Source organism: Ornithinibacillus jepli, assembly GCF_047228935.1.
GTDB lineage: Bacteria > Bacillota > Bacilli > Bacillales > Amphibacillaceae > Ornithinibacillus.
In genome coordinates this window covers 51,931-70,611 of record NZ_JBFEGG010000003.1, presented here as the reverse complement: position 1 = coordinate 70,611, position 18,681 = coordinate 51,931, and the positions used below count along the sequence as shown (strand labels likewise).

Annotated in this window: 20 protein-coding genes; 4 read left to right on the top strand and 16 right to left on the bottom strand. The window is 35.6% G+C overall.

Features of this window, described 5'->3' with window-relative positions; genetic code table 11:
- Nucleotides 1–31: 31 nt before the first annotated feature.
- Genes AB1K81_RS12200 through AB1K81_RS12185 form a run of 4 tightly spaced genes read right to left on the bottom strand, consistent with a single transcriptional unit; the run spans nt 32 to nt 4,116 of the window.
- Nucleotides 32–982 (bottom strand): ABC transporter substrate-binding protein, encoded by a 951-nt coding sequence (locus AB1K81_RS12200; RefSeq protein ID WP_412976926.1) that lies wholly within the window; start codon nt 980–982, stop codon nt 32–34.
- 58 nt (nt 983–1,040) lie between these two features.
- A complete protein-coding gene (locus AB1K81_RS12195) occupies nt 1,041–2,024 on the bottom strand; it encodes a Gfo/Idh/MocA family protein (protein WP_412976925.1) in 984 nt (327 codons plus the stop codon).
- Between the two features lie 60 nt (nt 2,025–2,084).
- Nucleotides 2,085–3,092: a Gfo/Idh/MocA family protein gene (locus AB1K81_RS12190; protein ID WP_412976924.1), complete on the bottom strand. Its 1,008-nt coding sequence runs from the start codon at nt 3,090–3,092 to the stop codon at nt 2,085–2,087.
- Nucleotides 3,093–3,129: 37 nt separating this feature from the next.
- Entirely contained in the window at nt 3,130–4,116 is a 987-nt protein-coding gene (locus tag AB1K81_RS12185; protein WP_412976923.1) for a LacI family DNA-binding transcriptional regulator, read from the bottom strand.
- Between the two features lie 167 nt (nt 4,117–4,283).
- Here AB1K81_RS12185 and AB1K81_RS12180 point away from each other — a divergent pair, with 167 nt between their 5' ends.
- The 4 genes from AB1K81_RS12180 to AB1K81_RS12165 all read left to right on the top strand — a co-directional run bounded on the left by AB1K81_RS12180 (nt 4,284) and on the right by AB1K81_RS12165 (nt 7,974).
- A complete protein-coding gene (locus AB1K81_RS12180) occupies nt 4,284–5,252 on the top strand; it encodes a sugar phosphate isomerase/epimerase family protein (RefSeq protein ID WP_412976922.1) in 969 nt (322 codons plus the stop codon).
- A 322-nt stretch (nt 5,253–5,574) separates the two neighbouring features.
- Complete coding sequence (gene pxpB / locus AB1K81_RS12175; RefSeq protein WP_412976921.1) at nt 5,575–6,264, top strand: 5-oxoprolinase subunit PxpB; 690 nt, start codon at nt 5,575–5,577, stop codon at nt 6,262–6,264.
- Nucleotides 6,245–7,207: a 5-oxoprolinase subunit C family protein gene (locus AB1K81_RS12170; protein ID WP_412977371.1), complete on the top strand. Its 963-nt coding sequence runs from the start codon at nt 6,245–6,247 to the stop codon at nt 7,205–7,207. Before pxpB ends, AB1K81_RS12170 begins: the two co-directional genes overlap by 20 nt.
- A gap of 2 nt (nt 7,208–7,209) precedes the next feature.
- On the top strand, nt 7,210–7,974 hold the full coding sequence (locus AB1K81_RS12165) for a LamB/YcsF family protein (RefSeq protein ID WP_412976920.1): 765 nt from the start codon (nt 7,210–7,212) through the stop codon (nt 7,972–7,974).
- A 66-nt stretch (nt 7,975–8,040) separates the two neighbouring features.
- Here AB1K81_RS12165 and AB1K81_RS12160 read toward each other — a convergent pair whose 3' ends face one another.
- From AB1K81_RS12160 to AB1K81_RS12105, 12 genes are all read right to left on the bottom strand, one after another.
- On the bottom strand, nt 8,041–8,370 hold the full coding sequence (locus AB1K81_RS12160; protein WP_412976919.1) for a hypothetical protein: 330 nt from the start codon (nt 8,368–8,370) through the stop codon (nt 8,041–8,043).
- Nucleotides 8,371–8,544: 174 nt separating this feature from the next.
- Nucleotides 8,545–8,898: a helix-turn-helix domain-containing protein gene (locus AB1K81_RS12155; protein WP_412976918.1), complete on the bottom strand. Its 354-nt coding sequence runs from the start codon at nt 8,896–8,898 to the stop codon at nt 8,545–8,547.
- On the bottom strand, nt 8,888–9,949 hold the full coding sequence (gene galE, locus AB1K81_RS12150; RefSeq protein WP_412976917.1) for a UDP-glucose 4-epimerase GalE: 1,062 nt from the start codon (nt 9,947–9,949) through the stop codon (nt 8,888–8,890). Before galE ends, AB1K81_RS12155 begins: the two co-directional genes overlap by 11 nt.
- Before the next feature lie 49 nt (nt 9,950–9,998).
- A complete protein-coding gene (locus AB1K81_RS12145; RefSeq protein WP_412976916.1) occupies nt 9,999–11,294 on the bottom strand; it encodes an oligosaccharide flippase family protein in 1,296 nt (431 codons plus the stop codon).
- A gap of 19 nt (nt 11,295–11,313) precedes the next feature.
- Complete coding sequence (locus tag AB1K81_RS12140) at nt 11,314–12,144, bottom strand: peptidoglycan bridge formation glycyltransferase FemA/FemB family protein (RefSeq protein WP_412976915.1); 831 nt, start codon at nt 12,142–12,144, stop codon at nt 11,314–11,316.
- A gap of 59 nt (nt 12,145–12,203) precedes the next feature.
- Complete coding sequence (locus tag AB1K81_RS12135) at nt 12,204–13,037, bottom strand: hypothetical protein (protein ID WP_412976914.1); 834 nt, start codon at nt 13,035–13,037, stop codon at nt 12,204–12,206.
- A gap of 22 nt (nt 13,038–13,059) precedes the next feature.
- Entirely contained in the window at nt 13,060–13,740 is a 681-nt protein-coding gene (locus AB1K81_RS12130; RefSeq protein ID WP_412976913.1) for a CpsD/CapB family tyrosine-protein kinase, read from the bottom strand.
- Complete coding sequence (locus tag AB1K81_RS12125; RefSeq protein ID WP_412976912.1) at nt 13,724–14,476, bottom strand: YveK family protein; 753 nt, start codon at nt 14,474–14,476, stop codon at nt 13,724–13,726. The genes AB1K81_RS12130 and AB1K81_RS12125 overlap by 17 nt, the downstream gene beginning before the upstream one ends.
- Nucleotides 14,473–15,741: an O-antigen ligase family protein gene (locus tag AB1K81_RS12120; RefSeq protein ID WP_412976911.1), complete on the bottom strand. Its 1,269-nt coding sequence runs from the start codon at nt 15,739–15,741 to the stop codon at nt 14,473–14,475. The genes AB1K81_RS12125 and AB1K81_RS12120 overlap by 4 nt, the downstream gene beginning before the upstream one ends.
- A 26-nt stretch (nt 15,742–15,767) precedes the next feature.
- Nucleotides 15,768–16,772 carry a polysaccharide deacetylase family protein gene (locus AB1K81_RS12115; RefSeq protein ID WP_412976910.1) on the bottom strand — a complete coding sequence of 335 codons (1,005 nt, stop codon included), beginning with the start codon at nt 16,770–16,772 and terminating at the stop codon, nt 15,768–15,770.
- Between the two features lie 22 nt (nt 16,773–16,794).
- Complete coding sequence (locus AB1K81_RS12110; RefSeq protein ID WP_412976909.1) at nt 16,795–17,979, bottom strand: glycosyltransferase family 4 protein; 1,185 nt, start codon at nt 17,977–17,979, stop codon at nt 16,795–16,797.
- Between the two features lie 48 nt (nt 17,980–18,027).
- Entirely contained in the window at nt 18,028–18,636 is a 609-nt protein-coding gene (locus AB1K81_RS12105) for a sugar transferase (RefSeq protein WP_412977370.1), read from the bottom strand.
- Nucleotides 18,637–18,681: the final 45 nt, after the last annotated feature.

Genomic DNA, 18,681 nt, shown 5'->3' with positions numbered 1-18,681 from the left:
CAATGCCATAACCCTCTTTAAGTTATAATCCTTAATATGGAGATTCAGCATCTAAAAATTCTTCATAATTCTCCCTATCCACCACAGTAGTAGGAATAATAGTCTCCATCTCTACATCTTCACCTTTAAGAATTTTAACCGCTGTATCCACAGCATCCTTTACCATTGCAGGACTATAAAGTGCAGACTGAATCCAAATATCCTCATTTTCTGGCATCATGTTGAAGTATTCTTGCATACCGCCACCACCAGTTACAACTTTTATATCTGTTCTTCCTGCTTCATCGATAGCTTGTAATACGCCAATAGATGTTTCATCATCTAAGGAATAAACTGCATCAATATGATTTAGACTAGTTAAAATATCCGCAAAATCCTTCAATCCGTCTTCTCTAGTAAATTGTGTTGCATAAGAATGTAGATTCATTTCTGGAGCAATTTCCTCGATTGTTTCAACGAATCCTGCTGTTCTTAGCTCGGATACAGATCCTGATGTAGGTACTTCTAAAATAACTACTTCACCTTCCGTACCAATTTTATCCACGATGTAATTGGCACCTTGAACACCCATATCATAATTATCACCTGCAACACGATATACTCCATCAACATCAATCACAATATCGAAGTTTACTACTTTAATGCCTTCGTCCAAAGCACGTTGAATCGGCACTTCCATTCCTTCCCATTGCGGGAAAGCTACAATCGCATCTGCACCCCATGTAATAAGATCATCTAGCTGTGAAGTCATTTCCGACTCATTACTACTTGTATAAATTTGATAATCAATCTCGTCAGATAGCTCCTTGGCACGGTTTTCAGCATGGTATGCAACCGCTGCTACCCAACCATGTGTTACTGCTGGGGCAAGAATTCCTACTTTGTACTTTTCCCCTGAGCCACTACTACCTGACCCACAGGCTGCAAGTATCGGTACCATGAATAACACAACTAAAATAAATACTTTAACAAACTTCCTCATTTCATAAACCCCCTCAATTTTTTAAAATTATAGTAAAAAAATATGAAACCAATAGTAATCAAATCTTTACTACTTGACCTGTATTAAGTGATTTCTCAATTGCTTCTAGAATCTCTAACACATATAAAATGTCCGAAATCGGAACGACTGTATTTTTTTGATTATGATCAATACAATCAATAAAATAACTAAGCTCTTCTTGAAACGCATCGGTTTGTTTTATTTCCACTTCTGTAATTTGTTTTTTTTCATACAGGAGAAAATGGCTATTATTAATGCTTTCGATATTTTCTCCAGCCTTTAACTGAAAATCTAATGTATCTTCTTGATTTTGCATCCGGAATCCCATTGTAAAGGGATAACCCTTTGTCATACGATGAGATGCCTCTACGAATGCTTTTGCACCATTCTGAAAAGAAAGCGTTGTCATTATGTGGCTCCATGCACCGTATTGATTTTGTGTTCCTACTGCATATACTTCATCCACTTTTCCAAGTAAGTAATATACAAAATCAATATCATGTAAATGCAGGTCAAACAATGCACCTCCACTTTTATCCGGTTGCTGGAACCACTCACTCCAAGATGGTAATTGTCCTAACCGCTGTGCATGAACTATGTCAATACTTCCAAGTTTTTTCGTTTCACTATATGCCTTTATTGCGCTATACTCAGGCCAAAACCTGAGTACCTGCCCTACAAATAATCGTACACCAGCCTTCTGAACTTCTTCATATATCCTATGTGCACTTGCCCTTGAAAGAGTTAAAGGCTTCTCGCAGATTATATGTTTCTTTGCTTTAGCGGCTTTTAGTATGAATTCTTCATGTAAATAAGTAGGTATGCATATATCCACAACATCAATCTGATCATCGCTTAGTAAGCCTTCATAATCCGAAACAAAGTTATAAGAAGATAACGCTTCCTCATCATTTCTACTTTTTGTATAAATAGCGGTAACCTCAACATTTGGAATATGATTATATGCTTCTAAATGGCTCTTTCCAATAAAACCTAATCCAACAAGCCCCACTCTTTGCATTAGCATCCACTCTTTCAATCTATTATTTGGTCGATTGAATCAAAGGAAAACCTATCAAAGTCATCCCTGGAGTATTTTTTCAATCACTTTCAAAGAAGCTATTGCCTCTCGACCAGTGACGAGGGAATCTTTATCATGTACAATACAATCAATAAACGCATCAATAACTCCCGTGCTTGTTTGGTTATCATTTGTTTGTAGTTGTTCAAGCTCATATTTCACAACTGAGCCATCATGCATTTCTATAATTAGTTGTGCATCTGGATCGTGATAGATTTTGAGTAATCCTTTTTGGCAGTATATGGTAGTTGAATTATCCTCCGCTCCGTAATATGTCCACGAAAAGGATGCGGTACCGAGCCTGCCCTTTCTCGTTTTGAATGCACAAACTGCATTATCTGGTACCTCAATCGGATTCCTATTCTCATCCACTTTATCAAGTGCACCGTAAAAAGCTTTTACATCCTCAATCTCATCATCCAGTAGCCAATGGATGAGATCAATTTTATGTATACCTAAGTCCCCAGCAACACCGGAATGAGAACGTTCTTTTCTAAAGAACCAGGTGGCGTTTGATTTGGTCACACCCCAACTCTCTGGCCCCTTATGGCCAAAGGTAGTCTTAAATGTCAGTACGTCTCCTAATTCTTTTTTCTCAATAATTTCCTTTGCCTTTGTATGAGCCTTTGTAAATCGTTGGTTATGATCAATCATTAAAATTTTACCTGACCTACGCTCTGCTTCGATGATTTCTTCAGCTTGCTCCACACTAATTGCTAGTGGCTTTTCGCATAACACATGCTTTCCGCTTAGTAAAGCTTTCGTTGTGTGAAAATGATGGGCTTCATTGGAGGAACAATCACTAATTGCAACGATGGAAGGATCGTTTAGTAGCTCATCTAAATCTTTTGCAACCCGACCATCAAATTCTAATGCTAAACTCTTTGCACGCTCAATATTACGATCATAGAAAACTATTTTCTCTACATGTGGATTTGCTTTATATTCAGGAGCGTGGCGATACCTTGTAATGGAGCCACATCCGATGATACCTACATTAAATCTCATCAGCAAAACCCTCCTCATTAATGGTTAGATGTTTCTATTACCCCATGGTAGATTCACGAATGATTAATTCATGATCCAATACGATATTCTCCACCTTTTCCCCTTTCATACTACTCATCAGCATTTCGGCAGCGTTACATCCCATGTCATACATTGGTTGAGATACCGTTGTCAGAGTAGGATTTGTCATACTAGAAAAGGTAATATTATCAAAACCAACTACAGCAATTGGCCCCAAATCCTTCGCTTCATTATTGATTGCTTTAAGCGCACCAATTGCTAACGTATCAGAAACAGCAAATACCGCGGTCGGTTTTTCCTCTTGCTGAAGTAACATACGCATCGCATGAACACCATGTTGAAAATCTAATCCTTTTGTATGATAAATCCATTCATCACGAATGGGTAGATGAAATTCTTTTAATGCCCGCTCATATCCTGCGCGTCTTTGTCTAGCATACAAAAATTTTTCATCGGAATTAATGAGTGCAATTTTTTCATTACCAAGCTTAATTAAATGCTTTACCGCTTGATAAGCAGCTAGTTCACTATCGACAGTAACATATGGAATACAACCACCCTCTTCATATTCACTACAAAGAATGACAGGATGTTGTTCAGCAAGTTCATTAAGTTTTTTCATGTTAATAGTCGGGTCCATTGAAATAACACCATCGGCAAGCTTGTTCTTAACCATATTAAAATATATATTTTCTCGTTCAGGTTTTGAGTCTGTTTCGCATAACAGAATATTATATCCTTTTGAAATGACAGTATCCTGAATGCCGTTGATAATTTCTGAATAAAATGGATTAGAGAAATTCGGTAAGAGAATTAATATGAGTCGGCTCTCTGAATTTCTTAAGTTCCTTCCTAACATACTCGGTTGATAATTTAATTCTTTAATCGCATTTTCCACTCTATTTCTTGTTTTAGGTGATACAGTCGTTGCATTATTTAAAACTCTAGAAACCGTTGCAACTGACACACCTGCCCTCTCGGCGATTTGTTGAATATTTGCCATGATGATTCCTACTTTCAGCAATAAATGTAATCGATTACAATTTGATTGTAATTTTATAAGAATTGTTTGTCAATACTGAAATAACCATTTATTTAAAAAATTATATTGATTTTGATTGTTTTTATGTATAATAGATGTAACGGATTACATTTTGGGAGGTATTGAATATGAAATTAGGGGTGTTTACTGTATTATTTTCAGATAAAAATCTGGAGGAGATGCTAGATTATGTTGCAGCAAAAGGAATAGAAGCAGTCGAGTTAGGGACTGGTGGATACCCAGGTAATGCTCATTGTAAATTAGACGATTTACTCGAAAATCAAGAAAAGCAAGAGGAATTCATGAGTAAAATTAACAATCTGGGATTAATTGTAAGCGCTTTAAGTTGTCATGGTAACCCGCTTCATCCACAAAAGAATATAGCAGATGAAGCAGATAAGACTCTTACGAAAACAATCAAACTTGCAAGTCAATTAGGTATACCAGTAGTTAATACATTTTCAGGTTGTCCTGGAGATCATGAAAATGCAAAATATCCAAACTGGCCAGTTGCACCATGGCCAAATGAATTCCAAGAAATTTTAACGTGGCAATGGGAGCAAAAAATTATCCCGTATTGGAAAGAGAAAGCCGCCTTAGCAGAACAACATAATGTAAAAATTGGTCTAGAGCTTCATGGTGGTTTTTCCGTTCATACACCGGCAACACTATTACGATTACGTAAAGAATGTGGACCAGCAATTGGTGCTAACTTAGATCCTAGTCATATGTGGTGGCAAGGAATTGACCCAGTTGAATCCATTAAAATTCTAGGTAGAGAAAATGCCATCCATCATTTCCACGCTAAGGATACAATCATCGATCAACCAAATGTGAATAAAAATGGATTAACCGATATGACCTCTTATTCCGATATGCAAAATCGAGCTTGGTACTTCCGCACAGTTGGATTCGGGCATGACGGAAAAGAGTGGGCAGATATGATTAGCACACTTCGCCTTTACGGATATGATTATGTTGTAAGTATTGAGCATGAAGACGGATTAATGTCCATAGAAGAAGGCTTCACAAAGGCTGTAGAAACGTTAAAACCAGTAATGGTAAAAGAATCTGTTGGAGATATGTGGTGGACGTAGGGTAATCTAATTCTATTGAAAGTTATAAAAAGACACCAACTGCCTTAGTGGACTCTTAGGCACTTGGTGTCCTTTTATCTAAAAAATAGGGGGTATATATCAGTAAACCTGAAAGCGACAATTGAAAAAGTAGTAATCCTTACTACACTTTTAATTATAATTACCATTTATTACCTCAACATTAACCCGTTGTAAACTCTTTGTTAACTATTAAACTTATGTAATATACTTCCATCCTCTTTTATATCATGAACCTCACTTATTAATAGAAACATTGAGGGACTTTCTCCCCTTCATGTATAATCAAGAAGGGGGCCTTATCATGGACTTTACATTTAAAATCGCAGGTGACCAATCAATCTTACTATCGTTTCCTAGTGAAATAAATGATGAGACTAGTAAGTTAGTAAGAAAACTAGCAGAGCATATCGAGTTGAAAAAGCTAGAAGGAATAGAGGAAGTGATTCTAGGATATTCAAGCCTTCTTATACACTATAATCCAATCAAAATTGCCTATAAATCAGTTCAACTAAAACTGGAAGAAATGATTCATGCTATCGACTTAACCGAAAAGGAACAAACTAACTTGATTGAAATTCCCGTATTATATGGTGGGGAACTAGGTCCTGACATAACCGATGTAGCAAGGATTAATCATCTTACCGAAGAAGAAGTAATTGAAATTCACACCGAGCCAATCTATATGGTTAACTTTTTAGGATTTACACCAGGATTTCCATTTCTAAGTGGCCTTTCTAGCAAGATTCATACCTCTCGACTTCGAGACCCACGAACAAAGATTAAAGCAGGTAGCGTTGGAATTGGAAACAACCAAACTGGCATCTATCCAGTTAGTAGTCCTGGGGGCTGGAGGTTAATCGGACATACACCAATTACATTGTACAACCCAAAAAGTGAACGTCCGTTTTTACTATCACCTGGAGATATGGTTAAATTTAAAGCAATTACAAAAGAAGAATACGATAGACTTGGTGGTGATTCCAATATTTGAAGTATTAAAACCCGGTCTTTTAACATCTATTCAAGATTTAGGAAGAAAAGGATATCAAAAATTTGGACTTGCTGTGTCTGGTGCAGCTGACCCGTATGCACATCGAATTGCGAATATTCTTGTAGCAAACCCAGACAACGAAGCAACAATCGAAGTTACGTTGTTTGGCTTGCAAATAAAAGCTCTAAAAAACATGGTAATTGCTATAACTGGCGGAAACCTTCAACCTGAATTAAATCAACAACCAGCACCAATGTGGACTTCCTTTTCTGTTAAGAAGGGAGATATTCTCGCCTTCAAAGGAGGTTCTTCTGGATGTCGTTCATACATTGCTGTAGCTGGAGGAATAAAGGCAGATCAAGTAATGGGAAGTAAATCAACCGATTTAATTGGTGGCATAGGTGGAATGGATGGGAGAGCATTGCAAAAAGGTGACATAATTGATACTTTCAAAGATTCTTCCTACCAATCATATAGAAGAAGATTACCAATAAGCCTAATCCCAACGTATCCAAATCATATTAAAGTTCGCATCCTCCTTGGTCCACAAGATGATAAATTCACTGAAAATGGAATCGATACGTTTCTTTCTTCTGAATATGCAGTATCAACCTCTTCTGACCGTATGGCTTGTCGTCTAGAAGGGCCAACAATTGAACACATGTGTGGAGCTGATATTCTATCTGAAGGAATGTTCCACGGTGCCATTCAAGTCCCGCAGAACGGACTACCTATTCTTTTTCAGGTTGGGAGACAAAGCGTTGGTGGTTATACGAAAATAGCAGGCGTTATTACCGTAGACCTTCCGAAAATAGCCCAATTAAAACCGGGGGACCTGGTTTCCTTTCAGAAAGTTACATTGGAAGAGGCACATCAACTATTACGCAAACAAGAAAACATGTTTAAAATCCTGAAAGCAAGTCTAAAAGGAGGGCAATCATAAAAATGAAATACATCGATCTAAATTGTGATATAGGAGAAAGTTTCGGAGCCTATCAATTAGGAAGAGACGATGAAGTAATAAAACTAGTGTCTTCTGTCAACATTGCTTGCGGATTTCACGGAGGAGATCCGGATGTTATGGACCGCACCGTACAGATGGCTAAAAAATATCATGTTGGTGTTGGTGCACACCCCGGTTTTCCAAACCTTTTAGGATTTGGTCGTTGGAATATGGATATACCACCTAAGACACTAACTAATCTCATTCTCTATCAAATTGGTGCATTAGATATATTTTGTAAAAAACATGGGGTAGCTATGCAGCATGTGAAGCCTCATGGTAACCTTAACAACATGGCAGATACGAATACTAGTATTGCTACTAGTATCGTAGAAGCAGTTCAATCGGTCGATATGAATTTACCTATTTATGTTAAACCTAATTCTGAACTAGAAAGAGTAGCAAAGCAAAAAGGTCAGCCTGTTCTTTTAGAATTGTTTGCTGATAGAGCCTATAACAAAGACTTAACTTTAGTATCACGAAGCCAGCCAGGGTCTGTAATCAATGAACCAGAACAAGTTGCTAGCAATGTTCTAAAGATAGTAACAGAAAATAAAATTACAGCGATAACTGGAGAAGAAATAGATGTAGTCGGAGAAACTATTTGTGTTCATGGTGATACTCCATCAGCGGTCGAGATGATTAAATTATTGCGGGAGAAATTGGAGCAGGTTAATATTTCAATTAAATCTAGTTTTAAACGTTGACCCTGAAGCAGAACCTCTTACAACAAGACGTTCTGCTTTCCTTTGCCAATTACCCGCACATATTACTTACAATTCTTTCAGTACCTCACCAGTCTCACCATCTTCAATTCTACCCTCAATTAACTTCTCACTTTGTCCATTGATAATGAGTATTACCTTTTCATTTTTACTGTTGATCAGCTGAACTTCCCATAATTCAGCACCTAGATCATTTTCTTTAATTGGAATAAATTTAGTTGAAAGAACTTCATCAAATTCTGCTGGGACAAGTTCTTTTGCCAGTTTAATTGCCTCTTCTTCATTCATCGGTTGAGTTAACATTAACCCCCCAAATAGGATGATTGTTAATACTAAAACTATGATCCACGGAGTTCGATTACTAGATTCTTTTTCCAATACGTATCCCTCAAATTTTTTATTTTTTCTCTATTCTATCACAAATTCCCTTCCATGTAGATTAGAGACTTGAAGAATCGTAACCCCTTCTATCGTTAATGACAATATATTGTTCTGGAGAAAAGGATATTAATTCCATTCAAGGTTTACCAAGATTGGGAATAGACTGATATATTAATCCAAATCCCTATCTGTACTTGAAACTTCTTTCCTCCATTTTATAAATTCTATGATGGATCGTAGTTCTTGAATTTTTTCTTTTTCATTTCCGAACTTTCGTAGTTCTTCAATGAAATCCATCCATTCTATATCCATTTCAACATTGGTTGACGTCTTATTATCTACCAATGTTTGAATATCGACATGTAATGCTTTTGAAATTCTTTCTAATACCTGAATGGAAGGATTCTCATTTAAGTTTCGTTCGATATTACTTAGATATGATTTAGAAATAGATGATTTTTCAGCAAGCTCTGATAGGCTAAGTCCCCTTACTAACCTTATTTTTTTTAGATTTTTACCAATCATTTAGAATTACCTCTTTTTCATAGGTTTGATGATGACCTTTCCTATATCCATTTGGATTGAGCCGCTGCCACCTCCATGTATCTTCACACATTGCTACTACGTTTTTCCTGGCCATCCAACTTAATTCCTCTCGTGCCTTCGATACATCTGCATAACATATAGCGACATCACCCTTTCGACGCGATACAATTTTATACGGAATTTTTCTTTTAGATACTTGTTCAAAAGCCTTTATCATTTCCAAAACTGTATAACCTTTTCCAGTTCCTAAGTTGTACGTATCAAAACCTATTGATTGTGTCACTTTTTCAAGAGCACAAAGGTGCCCTTTCGCCAAATCTACAACATGAATATAATCCCTTACCCCTGTTCCGTCCTTTGTTGGATAGTCGTTTCCATAAATAAAAAGCATCGGTAATTTACCGATAGCGACATTCGCGATAAATGGAACTAAGTTATTAGGTATTCCCTTTGGATCTTCACCTATTAGACCACTTTCATGGGCACCTACTGGGTTAAAGTAACGTAAAACACTGATGCTCCAGGTAGGATCAGAGTAGTATAGTCCTTTTAAGATTTCCTCAATCATTTGTTTTGTGTGTCCATATGGATTGATAGCTCCTAATATATGTTCCTCTGAAATGGGTTCATGCAGAGTGGTCGGAGCATAAACGGTTGCTGATGAACTAAATACTAGTTTTGTCACATGAAAACGCTGCATAACCTCACATAGATTAATTGTCCCTGTAATATTATTCGCATAGTATTTTAATGGAGTTGAAGTAGACTCACTTACGCATTTATATCCTGCTAAATGAATAACAGACTCAATACTCTCATTAGTAAAAACCTGTAACAAACTTTCCTTATCTATTAAGTCTACCTTATATACTTTAATTTTCTTTCCAGTAATTCTTGTTACACGGTCTAGTGCTTCCATCTTACTATTAGAAAAATTATCGATGACCACTACATCATAGCCAGCTTGAAGTAATTCGACACAAATATGGGTACCTATATAGCCAGCACCACCTGTTACTAATACGGACAATTGCTTCACCCCCATCATCATAATTAATATGACATTTCTGTTTACTCTTTCATTCTTGAAATGCTTCAGTATTAAGGCAGAGCTCCTCTGTTTTCTTCGCTTTTGCTAAAATGTATAGATAAACAAACACGTATGTAAAAAATTGAATGATAGATGAAACTAGTACCACATAGACCGCACCAACTACCCCATATGTTGGTATAAATATAAAGCCGGTTATTAAACTAATAATGATCCAAAAAAGTGATAGAAATGGCTGAATCTTAAAGTATCTTGCGGAATCAACAGCAGCATCTAGAAACATTAGTGGATATAAGAAAACCCCCGACACCATTACCAATACAAACTCATCCTTGTAAAGAGTGTATTCTGAAGAATAGATTATCGTTAGAATCCACTCTCCTAAGAAATAGGAAAGCATCACCCCAACAATACCTATTAAAAATCCTACTAAAACTAATTTAATCAAAAATTGATTAAACTCTTTTACAGCTTTCTTTTCATAGAGACTAGATAAAATAGGAATAGTGGGTTGCCTCAATGCATTAACAAATCGATTACCTGCAAATAATAAATAAAGAATCGCACCGAAAAAACCGAGCACTTCTTTTCCTAAGTAATATTCTACAAAGTAAAAGGGTAGGTTAGTATTTAATGTTACAAGAAGTGTAACAACGCCTAGTGGAAGACCCATTCTTAGAAGTGATTTCATAATTGGTAAGTGAAACAGTGGTCTCGTGGAGATATATCGTTTTAATACAACTCGATCAAATAGTAGAAGTACAAATACCCAAACGATTACTTGACCAATTACTGCAATAACTAAGTTTTCTGTAAAAAAAAGAAGAAGTAAAAATACCAATAAGGTTAAAGTTCCTTTTAAAATTAGTGATATCGATATAAAATCCATTCGCTCAAATCGCTGTAATTGTCCATGAATAATATCACTAATAGATTCCGAAACTTTTGCCAATCCAATAATGATAATAATAAACGTTGTCAATAATTTATAATCGAATATGATGGACATTAGACAAATCGTTGTGATAGCCAAAAATAAGGAAATCATTCTAGTACCCAAATAATGACTAAACTCCACACTATTCTTTGCATCTGTTACTAGGATAACGCGCAAGTCCATTTCGAAAAAGAATATAATAGGTGCAGTAACCGCTAAACCTAGCATGTATATTCCCATTAGTTCTGGTGTGCCTAACTTCGCGAGAATGATAAGAATAAACCATTGTGACAAAGAATAATAAATATTCCCGAATACTGTCCAAGACATGTTCTTCCATAAAGGTAACTTTTCAATTATCACGATTTTCTCCTTATACCCCATCATATTTTAAATCCTCTAGGGTTTAATAACTTCTAAGTCCGGTTAAATTTTCTTTAGATATATACTCTGGTCGATTTTTAGCTTTCATTTTATAAAGGAAAACAGCACACTTTCCCAGAACAGTAGATCCATACATTCTAGTTAAAACATCCACCAACTGCCCACCGAATTCCATTTTAAATTGATTAATCGATTGATGTGGAATATCCTTTTTGTCCGTCGATATTCCACCAAAGTTATACCATTTTAATCCTTTAGCTTTCGCTAGTTTTATATCTTGCCAATGCAAGTATCGATTCGCTCTTCCTATCAAATTTCTTATTTGGGAATTTTCAAATCTTGCTGATGCCGAATATAGTAAACAACTGTAATCATTAACGATATAGTGTATATGTGTACATAGTATCCTTTCTTGATTATCTGTAATATAGGACAAAACAATAGCATGTTGATCTCGAAAAGACTTTAATCTCTCTAGGTTAGCTCCTTGAATTCTTTTATGCTTTGCAAAATTGTTAAAGAATACCACAAATTGTTGAAGTTGATCATCCGTAGGAAAGTCTGTTACATGATAATGAATTGGATCACGTTTTTCAGCACGGTTAATTTTGTACCTTGTATTTTTATGAATATCAGCAAAGATTTCTTCTTCCTTCCTATCAATATCAATAAGGGAAGTTTTACCGACTAAAATTACTCCTGCTACTTCAAGAAGATGACATTCTATCTGTTTTCCAGGGAATATCACATTAGTAGTGATCACGGCATCCCCAGACTTACATTCATTAATATCGGTTACTTCAAAGCCATTAATCATTTTTAAAAATCCTCTATTATATGAAACTTGTAACATATTTTCCATCCTTTCTTTCTATGGAGCACATTATCCTCTCGGAAAATAGTAGACTCCATTCAGGGTTGATAAACAATCTTTCCCCTTAGATATTCTGGTCTTTTACGAATCTTCCACATGTAAGCAAAAGCTACTATTCTTCCTATTAGCGAACAGGCATGAACAAGCTTCCATTCGTTTACTTCTATACCTCCAAACTCCTTTTTAAATTGGTTAATCCTATTCGTTTCACTTGTTGATGGATCCACAAATAATCCGCCAAAGTTATACCAGTTTAGACCACTATTCTTGAATTTTAAAATATCTCTCCAATGAAGATAACGATTTGCTCTTCCAATTAAATTCTTCATTCCTTTATTATCAAATCGACCAGAAGCAGAATAAAGCAAGACAGCTGAGTCCTTTACAAAATAATGGACGTGACAGCAAAGAATTCTTTCTTCTTCATCTTTTATATAAGATAAAATAATCGAATGTTGATTTCTTAATCCTTGAAGTTTTTCTAGATTTGCAGGAGGGATTTTTTTTTGTTTGGCAAAGTTATTATAAAACGAACAAAACACCTCTAAATCCTTATCAGTTGGTGATTCTATCTCTGAATACGTAATCGGATCTCTTTTCATTGCTCTATTAATCTTATATATAGTATTTTTATGAATCTCTTGAAAAATTTCATCTTCCGTTTTATGCAGATCAATTAGTAAAGTTTTACATTTCTGAACGACTATCTTGCTCATTTTTCTGACATCTACAAGTGGATTATTCTGTTTTTCAAATGGAAAGATAACATTTGAGTATAAAGCAACATCAATCGATCTTGATTTCTCCATTTGTTCATATTCCATGTTTTCTGAAATTCTAAGAAACCCTCTCTTATAGCGAACGCTTAACATACCATTAATCCCCTTTAGCTATTTAATTCCCATAATAATAATGATCATTTTTCTTCATTTGTTTTTTTCCGTTTAAAATAGCACCAAGTATATTAGCTCCTGCCAAATTAAGTTGCTCTTTCACCTTTGCAACATCCTTCACCTCATTTTTGTTCACTCGGACAACTAATAATGTCCCATCACACTGGTTTGCAACTAAAGTAGCGTCCGTTACTGCTAAAATAGGTGGGGTGTCAAAAATCACTAAATCATACTCTTCTCTTACCTCGGAAATAAATTCATCCATTTGCTTAGAACCAAGTAGTTCTGGTGAATTTGGCGGTGTTAGTCCACTAGTAATAATCTCTAAATTCGGATACACATTTGTAATGATAGAATGAATATCCTTTTGTCCGATAAGATGATTACATAAACCATATTGATTAGATAATCCGAACAAATAATGAACACTGGGCTTCCGTAAGTCAGCATCTACTAATAATACCCTTTTTCCCTCTTGACTAAATACCATGGCAAGGTTTGACGCTGTCATTGTCTTTCCATCACCTGGGCTGGGGGAAGTAATCACAAGTGTTTTGATACTCTTATTAAAGGAAGCAAAATGAATATTTGACCTAAGGCTTCGAAACTGCTCTGAGCTTTGCTTATTCTTTTGTTCAATGGTAACAAGGTTACCTCGTCTTTCTTCAACCTTCCTGCGCATCTAGCCTCTTCCCCTCCTCTCTTATATCATGCCTTGTTTTTCGTCTGTTTCTTGTTCGTTTAGTATTTTTTATGTTAGAGACGACACCTAACACAGCTATACCTAATTCTTCAATATCTCTTTCCACCTTCACCTTCGTATCTAAAAGCTCTAAAAATAATGCCAACCCAATACCTGTTGCAATTCCAACAAAAGCTGCAATCATCATGTTCATCATTGGCCTTGGTGCAATGGGTTCCCGTGATAATGAAGGCTTTGCTTCCGATAAAACCAACACATTTTCAACCCTCATGATATCCGGAATTGTACGTTGAAACTGTTCTACGACTGTATTAGTAAGCAAAGCTGCTGACTCAGGACTTTTCCCAATAGCAGATACAGTTACTACCTGTGAATTCTCCCCACTGGTTACATCAAGTTCCTTCCTGAGTTCTTCCGGAGTTATCGAAAGATTTAATTCGTCTATAACCTGCTCAAGAATATATGGACTATTAATAATCTCCATATAGGTGTTAATCAACTCCAGATTAGTTTCTATCTGACTAATACTAAATTGGATATTGTCATTTTGTTGCTCAATAACCATAAACTGCGATGAAGACTGATACGTAGGTGCTATTACATAGTAGCTAAGTACTACCGCAATAATAATTAATCCAATTGTGATTCCAATGATGAATACACTTCGTTTTTTTAAGGTTTGTATAATATCTTGTATGGAAAGGCTATCTTTCATTTCTTCACCTCCAGATGCTGCGCATATAAAAAAGTTCCCTGATTAGGTACATGTCTAATGAATACAAAAGCAATGGTTAAAAATAGCCAAATAAAACGGATGTTTTCAATATTTATGGATATCGCTTGAATTGCAATGGCAATCAGCCCAATTAGAAGATAGAAGTACACCTTATTCCCGCTACTTACGACACCAGTCACCAGTTTACTAATGAGATACAGCGGAAACCAAATGAAGGCACAAAACCCTAAAATTCCAGTCTCCGACAAAAAGGTTAAATACGTATTATGTGGAATATTGTAAAAGGTATATCCAAATATCTCAGGCGAATAGGAAATGAATTGACCAATTCCAACACCTATGATAGGGTTTCTTACCCACATTTCAATGGCAGATTCCCATAAAAACACCCGGTAAGAAGTACCATCTCCCTCGGATCCTATATTGGTTACTCTCTCCACTGCAAAACTAATCATGCTAGAATAAGAATTTACCCAGTACACAATCAGACAACCGATAATTGCAATGCTTACAAAGAGAATAAGTTCCTTCATTCTACCTGCCATGAAAACAATAAATAGAACTGCCATAACGCTAAGAACAATACTTAAAATGCCACCACGTGAAGCGGTAGTAAAAAGAGCAACTAAAACCAAAATCATGGATAGATTAATCGTTACTTTTTTCTGTTTTAGAATCGAATAAAGAGCTATGAAAGATAGAGATACGATTAAGTATAATGCTGCTAGATTTGGGTCATTTAAGGTCGCTAGCGCGCGTCCTTGTAGGGTTAATCCATTATCGATACCCACGCGATACAATAAAACACTCCCAATACAAATGATTGCAACTACCAATGCCGTATACTTCCACCAGCGTAAAACATGTAATAGAATTTTCTCTTTGTATTTTTCGATATAGACCAAAAATATAAATACATACATAAAATTGACCGATAGCTTCAAAACAGCTGATACACCATACGGAAAATCTACAAAAATATTGGTAAAATAGTTGATCATACTTACCAAACAAAAGTAGATTAATAATAGAATATAAATGATAATCAGATGGTATTTTGCCAGTACACTTGCAATGATTCCTCGATTTTCTTTATTCGCTATGGCCCAAAGTAATACAAAAATGATGAGTACATCGCTTATAGAAGCATTTAATTGAATGATTACTTGCAGATGAAACATAATTGGTAAGCAAAATACCAATAATCCGATTAGGAAGAAGTCCATTTTTCTTGAAGAAAACATTGTAAACACCACATTTATTATTTTTTCTATATAATTTGGCTTTCAGGTATTGCTTTATTTGATAAACGTTCACTTACTTCCCGCATCGTTAAACTTTCCATTCCATACTGATTTCTCAGCATGCAATAATGCTCTAAGATATGCTCAAGCATTTTTATATTTTTTTCGAGATCCGCACCAAAGTTATGCGGATGCCACCAAAGATGGTACAGCTTCCCTTCTAGTGCAGCCTTTGTCATACTTGTCTTAATTCGTTTTAGTTTTAAACCTTCAAATAATTTTAGCTGTTTGGAATACGGTCTCATAAATCGGCTAGAGGGAATATTAACAAGAGAACGTTCTTGCTTCCAATCCGCCATGTTATAGATATGATGACCCGAAAGGTTTATATAGCTATCTAGTAACCTAATTGCTCGTTTTATCTTTCCATCATAATCTTGTTTTATTTGATATAACCAATGTTCCTCACAACCTCGATATGCAGTTAAACCGTATGATTCACATACGTTTAAATAATCCTGGTTTACCTGATTGCGTGGGAAGATTAGTGTTTTGATAGAAATTCCATGCTGTTCAGCAATGGTGATGGCTGATTGTAAATCAGCTTCAAAAGTATGCGAGTATTGCCCTTTGGCCAGACAATAATAATGGCTAAAGGTATGTGAAGCAATTTCCTGATTTGGAAAACGTCGAATATGATTGATTAAAGATAACCCAAAATGATACGGATCCTCCACTTCATTTTCACCAATATGCTGCAAATGTTTATAGGCTGACAAACTTTCTTCCTTATAAAGTGGTTGTTCTTTTGGTATCCACTGCAATAGGGATTCTTTATTCGAAAAAAACAAGAACCCGACAATGGCCCATGTGGCATGAATATTATACTTTTTGAATTTACTTAGCATCATTGGAATAGATTCTCTAGCACCAATTAAATTCTTTTCGTATTGATTACATTTATAAACGTCAAAAACACCCCAATTTAATTCAAAATCAAGCGAAATAACAAATTTACCTCTATTAAGCATTATTCACCACCGTTAGCTACAATCAATCGGTATGGTTGATTGTTTTTATTTTCTCTGTACGAATACCGCTTTTGATTGGTTTATTTACTTGGATGCTTTCATAAACGATTCTCGTTTTCTCGAGGATCACCTTTACGTCATACTTCGCTAGAACCTCCCGTCTCCCATGAGCTCCCATCTCTTCTCTTAAATCTTGTTGATTGAGTAATATCGACAGTGCATTCATTAGCTTATGAGGACTTTTAATTGGAATACGTAATCCATTGACACCATCAAGAACTAGCTCTTTATTACCTCGGATATCGGTAGCTACAATCGGAATTTCCATGGCCATCATTTCCATTACCGACTTAGGAAGCCCCTCTCTTAATGAGACCAACAAGCCAACATCCGTAATGCTTAGAATAGCTCGAATGTCTTGACGAAAGCCTAGACAACGAACATATTCTGTCAGCCCCCTTTGAGCTATCTCACGTTTAATATCATCTAACAATTCCCCGTCTCCGACTAATAAGATGATAAAATCCTCGTATACTTCTTTTAATTGTTCAGCTGCGTTTACTATATCCATTTGTCGTTTATTCTCATTAAATTCTGCAAGATGGGTAATAACTAATTTATTCTGTACTATTCCTAAGCTTTGTTTCATATTTACTCTATCAATCTGTGAAATGTTTTTTGGATTATAATAATTAGAATCAACACCAATACCATGTATGAAGTGAATATTTCCACTGTCTAAGATACCTTGTGCCTTCTGATAATCTTCCTGATTCATGACGATTAAACGCTGGGTTTTTTTTCCGGCAAATTTCTCCGCTAGAAAAAATACTTGATTACTAAATTTAGAGCCATTTTCATTAAAGTGAAATCCATGTGCAGTATAGACAATAGGGATTGTACTAGGTGCTGCTAATCTTGTAACAAAAGATGCAATAGGGGAATGTACATGAACGAAGTCAAAGGACTCCAGCCGAAATAAACTTTTAATTTGAAAGAAAGCATGAACATTTGATACGCTTTGAATTTTTCGTGAAAAGGAAATATGTTGGAGAGAGACATTGGGTAGCTTTTCTTGAAGTAAGTCACTATCCTCTATTGAAGTCGCGATAGTTATTTGGTAGCCCATTTCCTGTAACAATTGAATATGTGGAACCAAAAATAATAAGACTTGTCGCTCTAACGTTGTGACAATTAAACATTTCAATTAAAGTCCCCCTAACGTGATCATTCTTACCAGTTTACAGACTGAACTTTATCTTGATCCATATCCAGAACAAACGACTTTAATCGTTTTAAATAAAATCTGCATATCCAGTTTAATCCCCATTTTTTCTATATAATATAAATCCAAATTTAACTTAACTTTTGGTGAAATATTATATCCACCACTCACTTGTGCTAATCCGGTCAAACCTGGTTTCACTAGTAATCTTTTTGTAAACCCTGGATATTTTTCTTCAAACTCTGCTGTAAATATAGGACGTTCAGGACGTGGTCCAATCAATGACATTTCTCCTCTTAATATATTGATAAATTGGGGGAGTTCATCGATTTTAGTCCTTCTCATAAACCTTCCAACCTTTGTTACTCTGGGATCTTTTTCTAAGGCCCATTTTGGGCCATCTTTTTCTGCATCAATAAACATCGATCTTAGCTTATACACCTTAAAATATCGCCCATATTGCCCCACTCGTTCCTGAATATAAAATAAAGGTCCAGGCGACTCTAACTTAATTAGAATAGAAAAAATTCCAATCAATAAAATAGCAAAAGGTAAACAAAAAACTGCAAAACTTATATCAATAATCCGTTTTAAGAAAATAAAAATATTTAACTGTTGTTTATAATTAGGTTGTATCATTCCTATTGACGAAGTGTATTCTTCATAAAAGCTAGTTGGAGTCGA

What these genes read in the sequence shown, in the direction of transcription:
- AB1K81_RS12130 (WP_412976913.1), bottom strand. Translation starts at nt 13,740, where the DNA reads ATGCGCAGGAAGGTTGAAGAAAGACGAGGTAACCTTGTTACCATTGAA.
- AB1K81_RS12125 (WP_412976912.1), bottom strand. Translation starts at nt 14,476, where the DNA reads ATGAAAGATAGCCTTTCCATACAAGATATTATACAAACCTTAAAAAAA.
- AB1K81_RS12155 (WP_412976918.1), bottom strand. Translation starts at nt 8,898, where the DNA reads ATGATTGGTAAAAATCTAAAAAAAATAAGGTTAGTAAGGGGACTTAGC.
- AB1K81_RS12115 (WP_412976910.1), bottom strand. Translation starts at nt 16,772, where the DNA reads ATGCTTAATAGAGGTAAATTTGTTATTTCGCTTGATTTTGAATTAAAT.
- AB1K81_RS12195 (WP_412976925.1), bottom strand. Translation starts at nt 2,024, where the DNA reads ATGCAAAGAGTGGGGCTTGTTGGATTAGGTTTTATTGGAAAGAGCCAT.
- AB1K81_RS12200 (WP_412976926.1), bottom strand. Translation starts at nt 982, where the DNA reads ATGAGGAAGTTTGTTAAAGTATTTATTTTAGTTGTGTTATTCATGGTA.
- pxpB (WP_412976921.1), top strand. Translation starts at nt 5,575, where the DNA reads ATGGACTTTACATTTAAAATCGCAGGTGACCAATCAATCTTACTATCG.
- AB1K81_RS12105 (WP_412977370.1), bottom strand. Translation starts at nt 18,636, where the DNA reads ATGATACAACCTAATTATAAACAACAGTTAAATATTTTTATTTTCTTA.
- AB1K81_RS12185 (WP_412976923.1), bottom strand. Translation starts at nt 4,116, where the DNA reads ATGGCAAATATTCAACAAATCGCCGAGAGGGCAGGTGTGTCAGTTGCA.
- AB1K81_RS12135 (WP_412976914.1), bottom strand. Translation starts at nt 13,037, where the DNA reads ATGTTAAGCGTTCGCTATAAGAGAGGGTTTCTTAGAATTTCAGAAAAC.
- AB1K81_RS12145 (WP_412976916.1), bottom strand. Translation starts at nt 11,294, where the DNA reads ATGATGGGGTATAAGGAGAAAATCGTGATAATTGAAAAGTTACCTTTA.
- AB1K81_RS12190 (WP_412976924.1), bottom strand. Translation starts at nt 3,092, where the DNA reads ATGAGATTTAATGTAGGTATCATCGGATGTGGCTCCATTACAAGGTAT.
- AB1K81_RS12180 (WP_412976922.1), top strand. Translation starts at nt 4,284, where the DNA reads ATGAAATTAGGGGTGTTTACTGTATTATTTTCAGATAAAAATCTGGAG.
- AB1K81_RS12165 (WP_412976920.1), top strand. Translation starts at nt 7,210, where the DNA reads ATGAAATACATCGATCTAAATTGTGATATAGGAGAAAGTTTCGGAGCC.
- AB1K81_RS12140 (WP_412976915.1), bottom strand. Translation starts at nt 12,144, where the DNA reads ATGTTACAAGTTTCATATAATAGAGGATTTTTAAAAATGATTAATGGC.
- AB1K81_RS12120 (WP_412976911.1), bottom strand. Translation starts at nt 15,741, where the DNA reads ATGTTTTCTTCAAGAAAAATGGACTTCTTCCTAATCGGATTATTGGTA.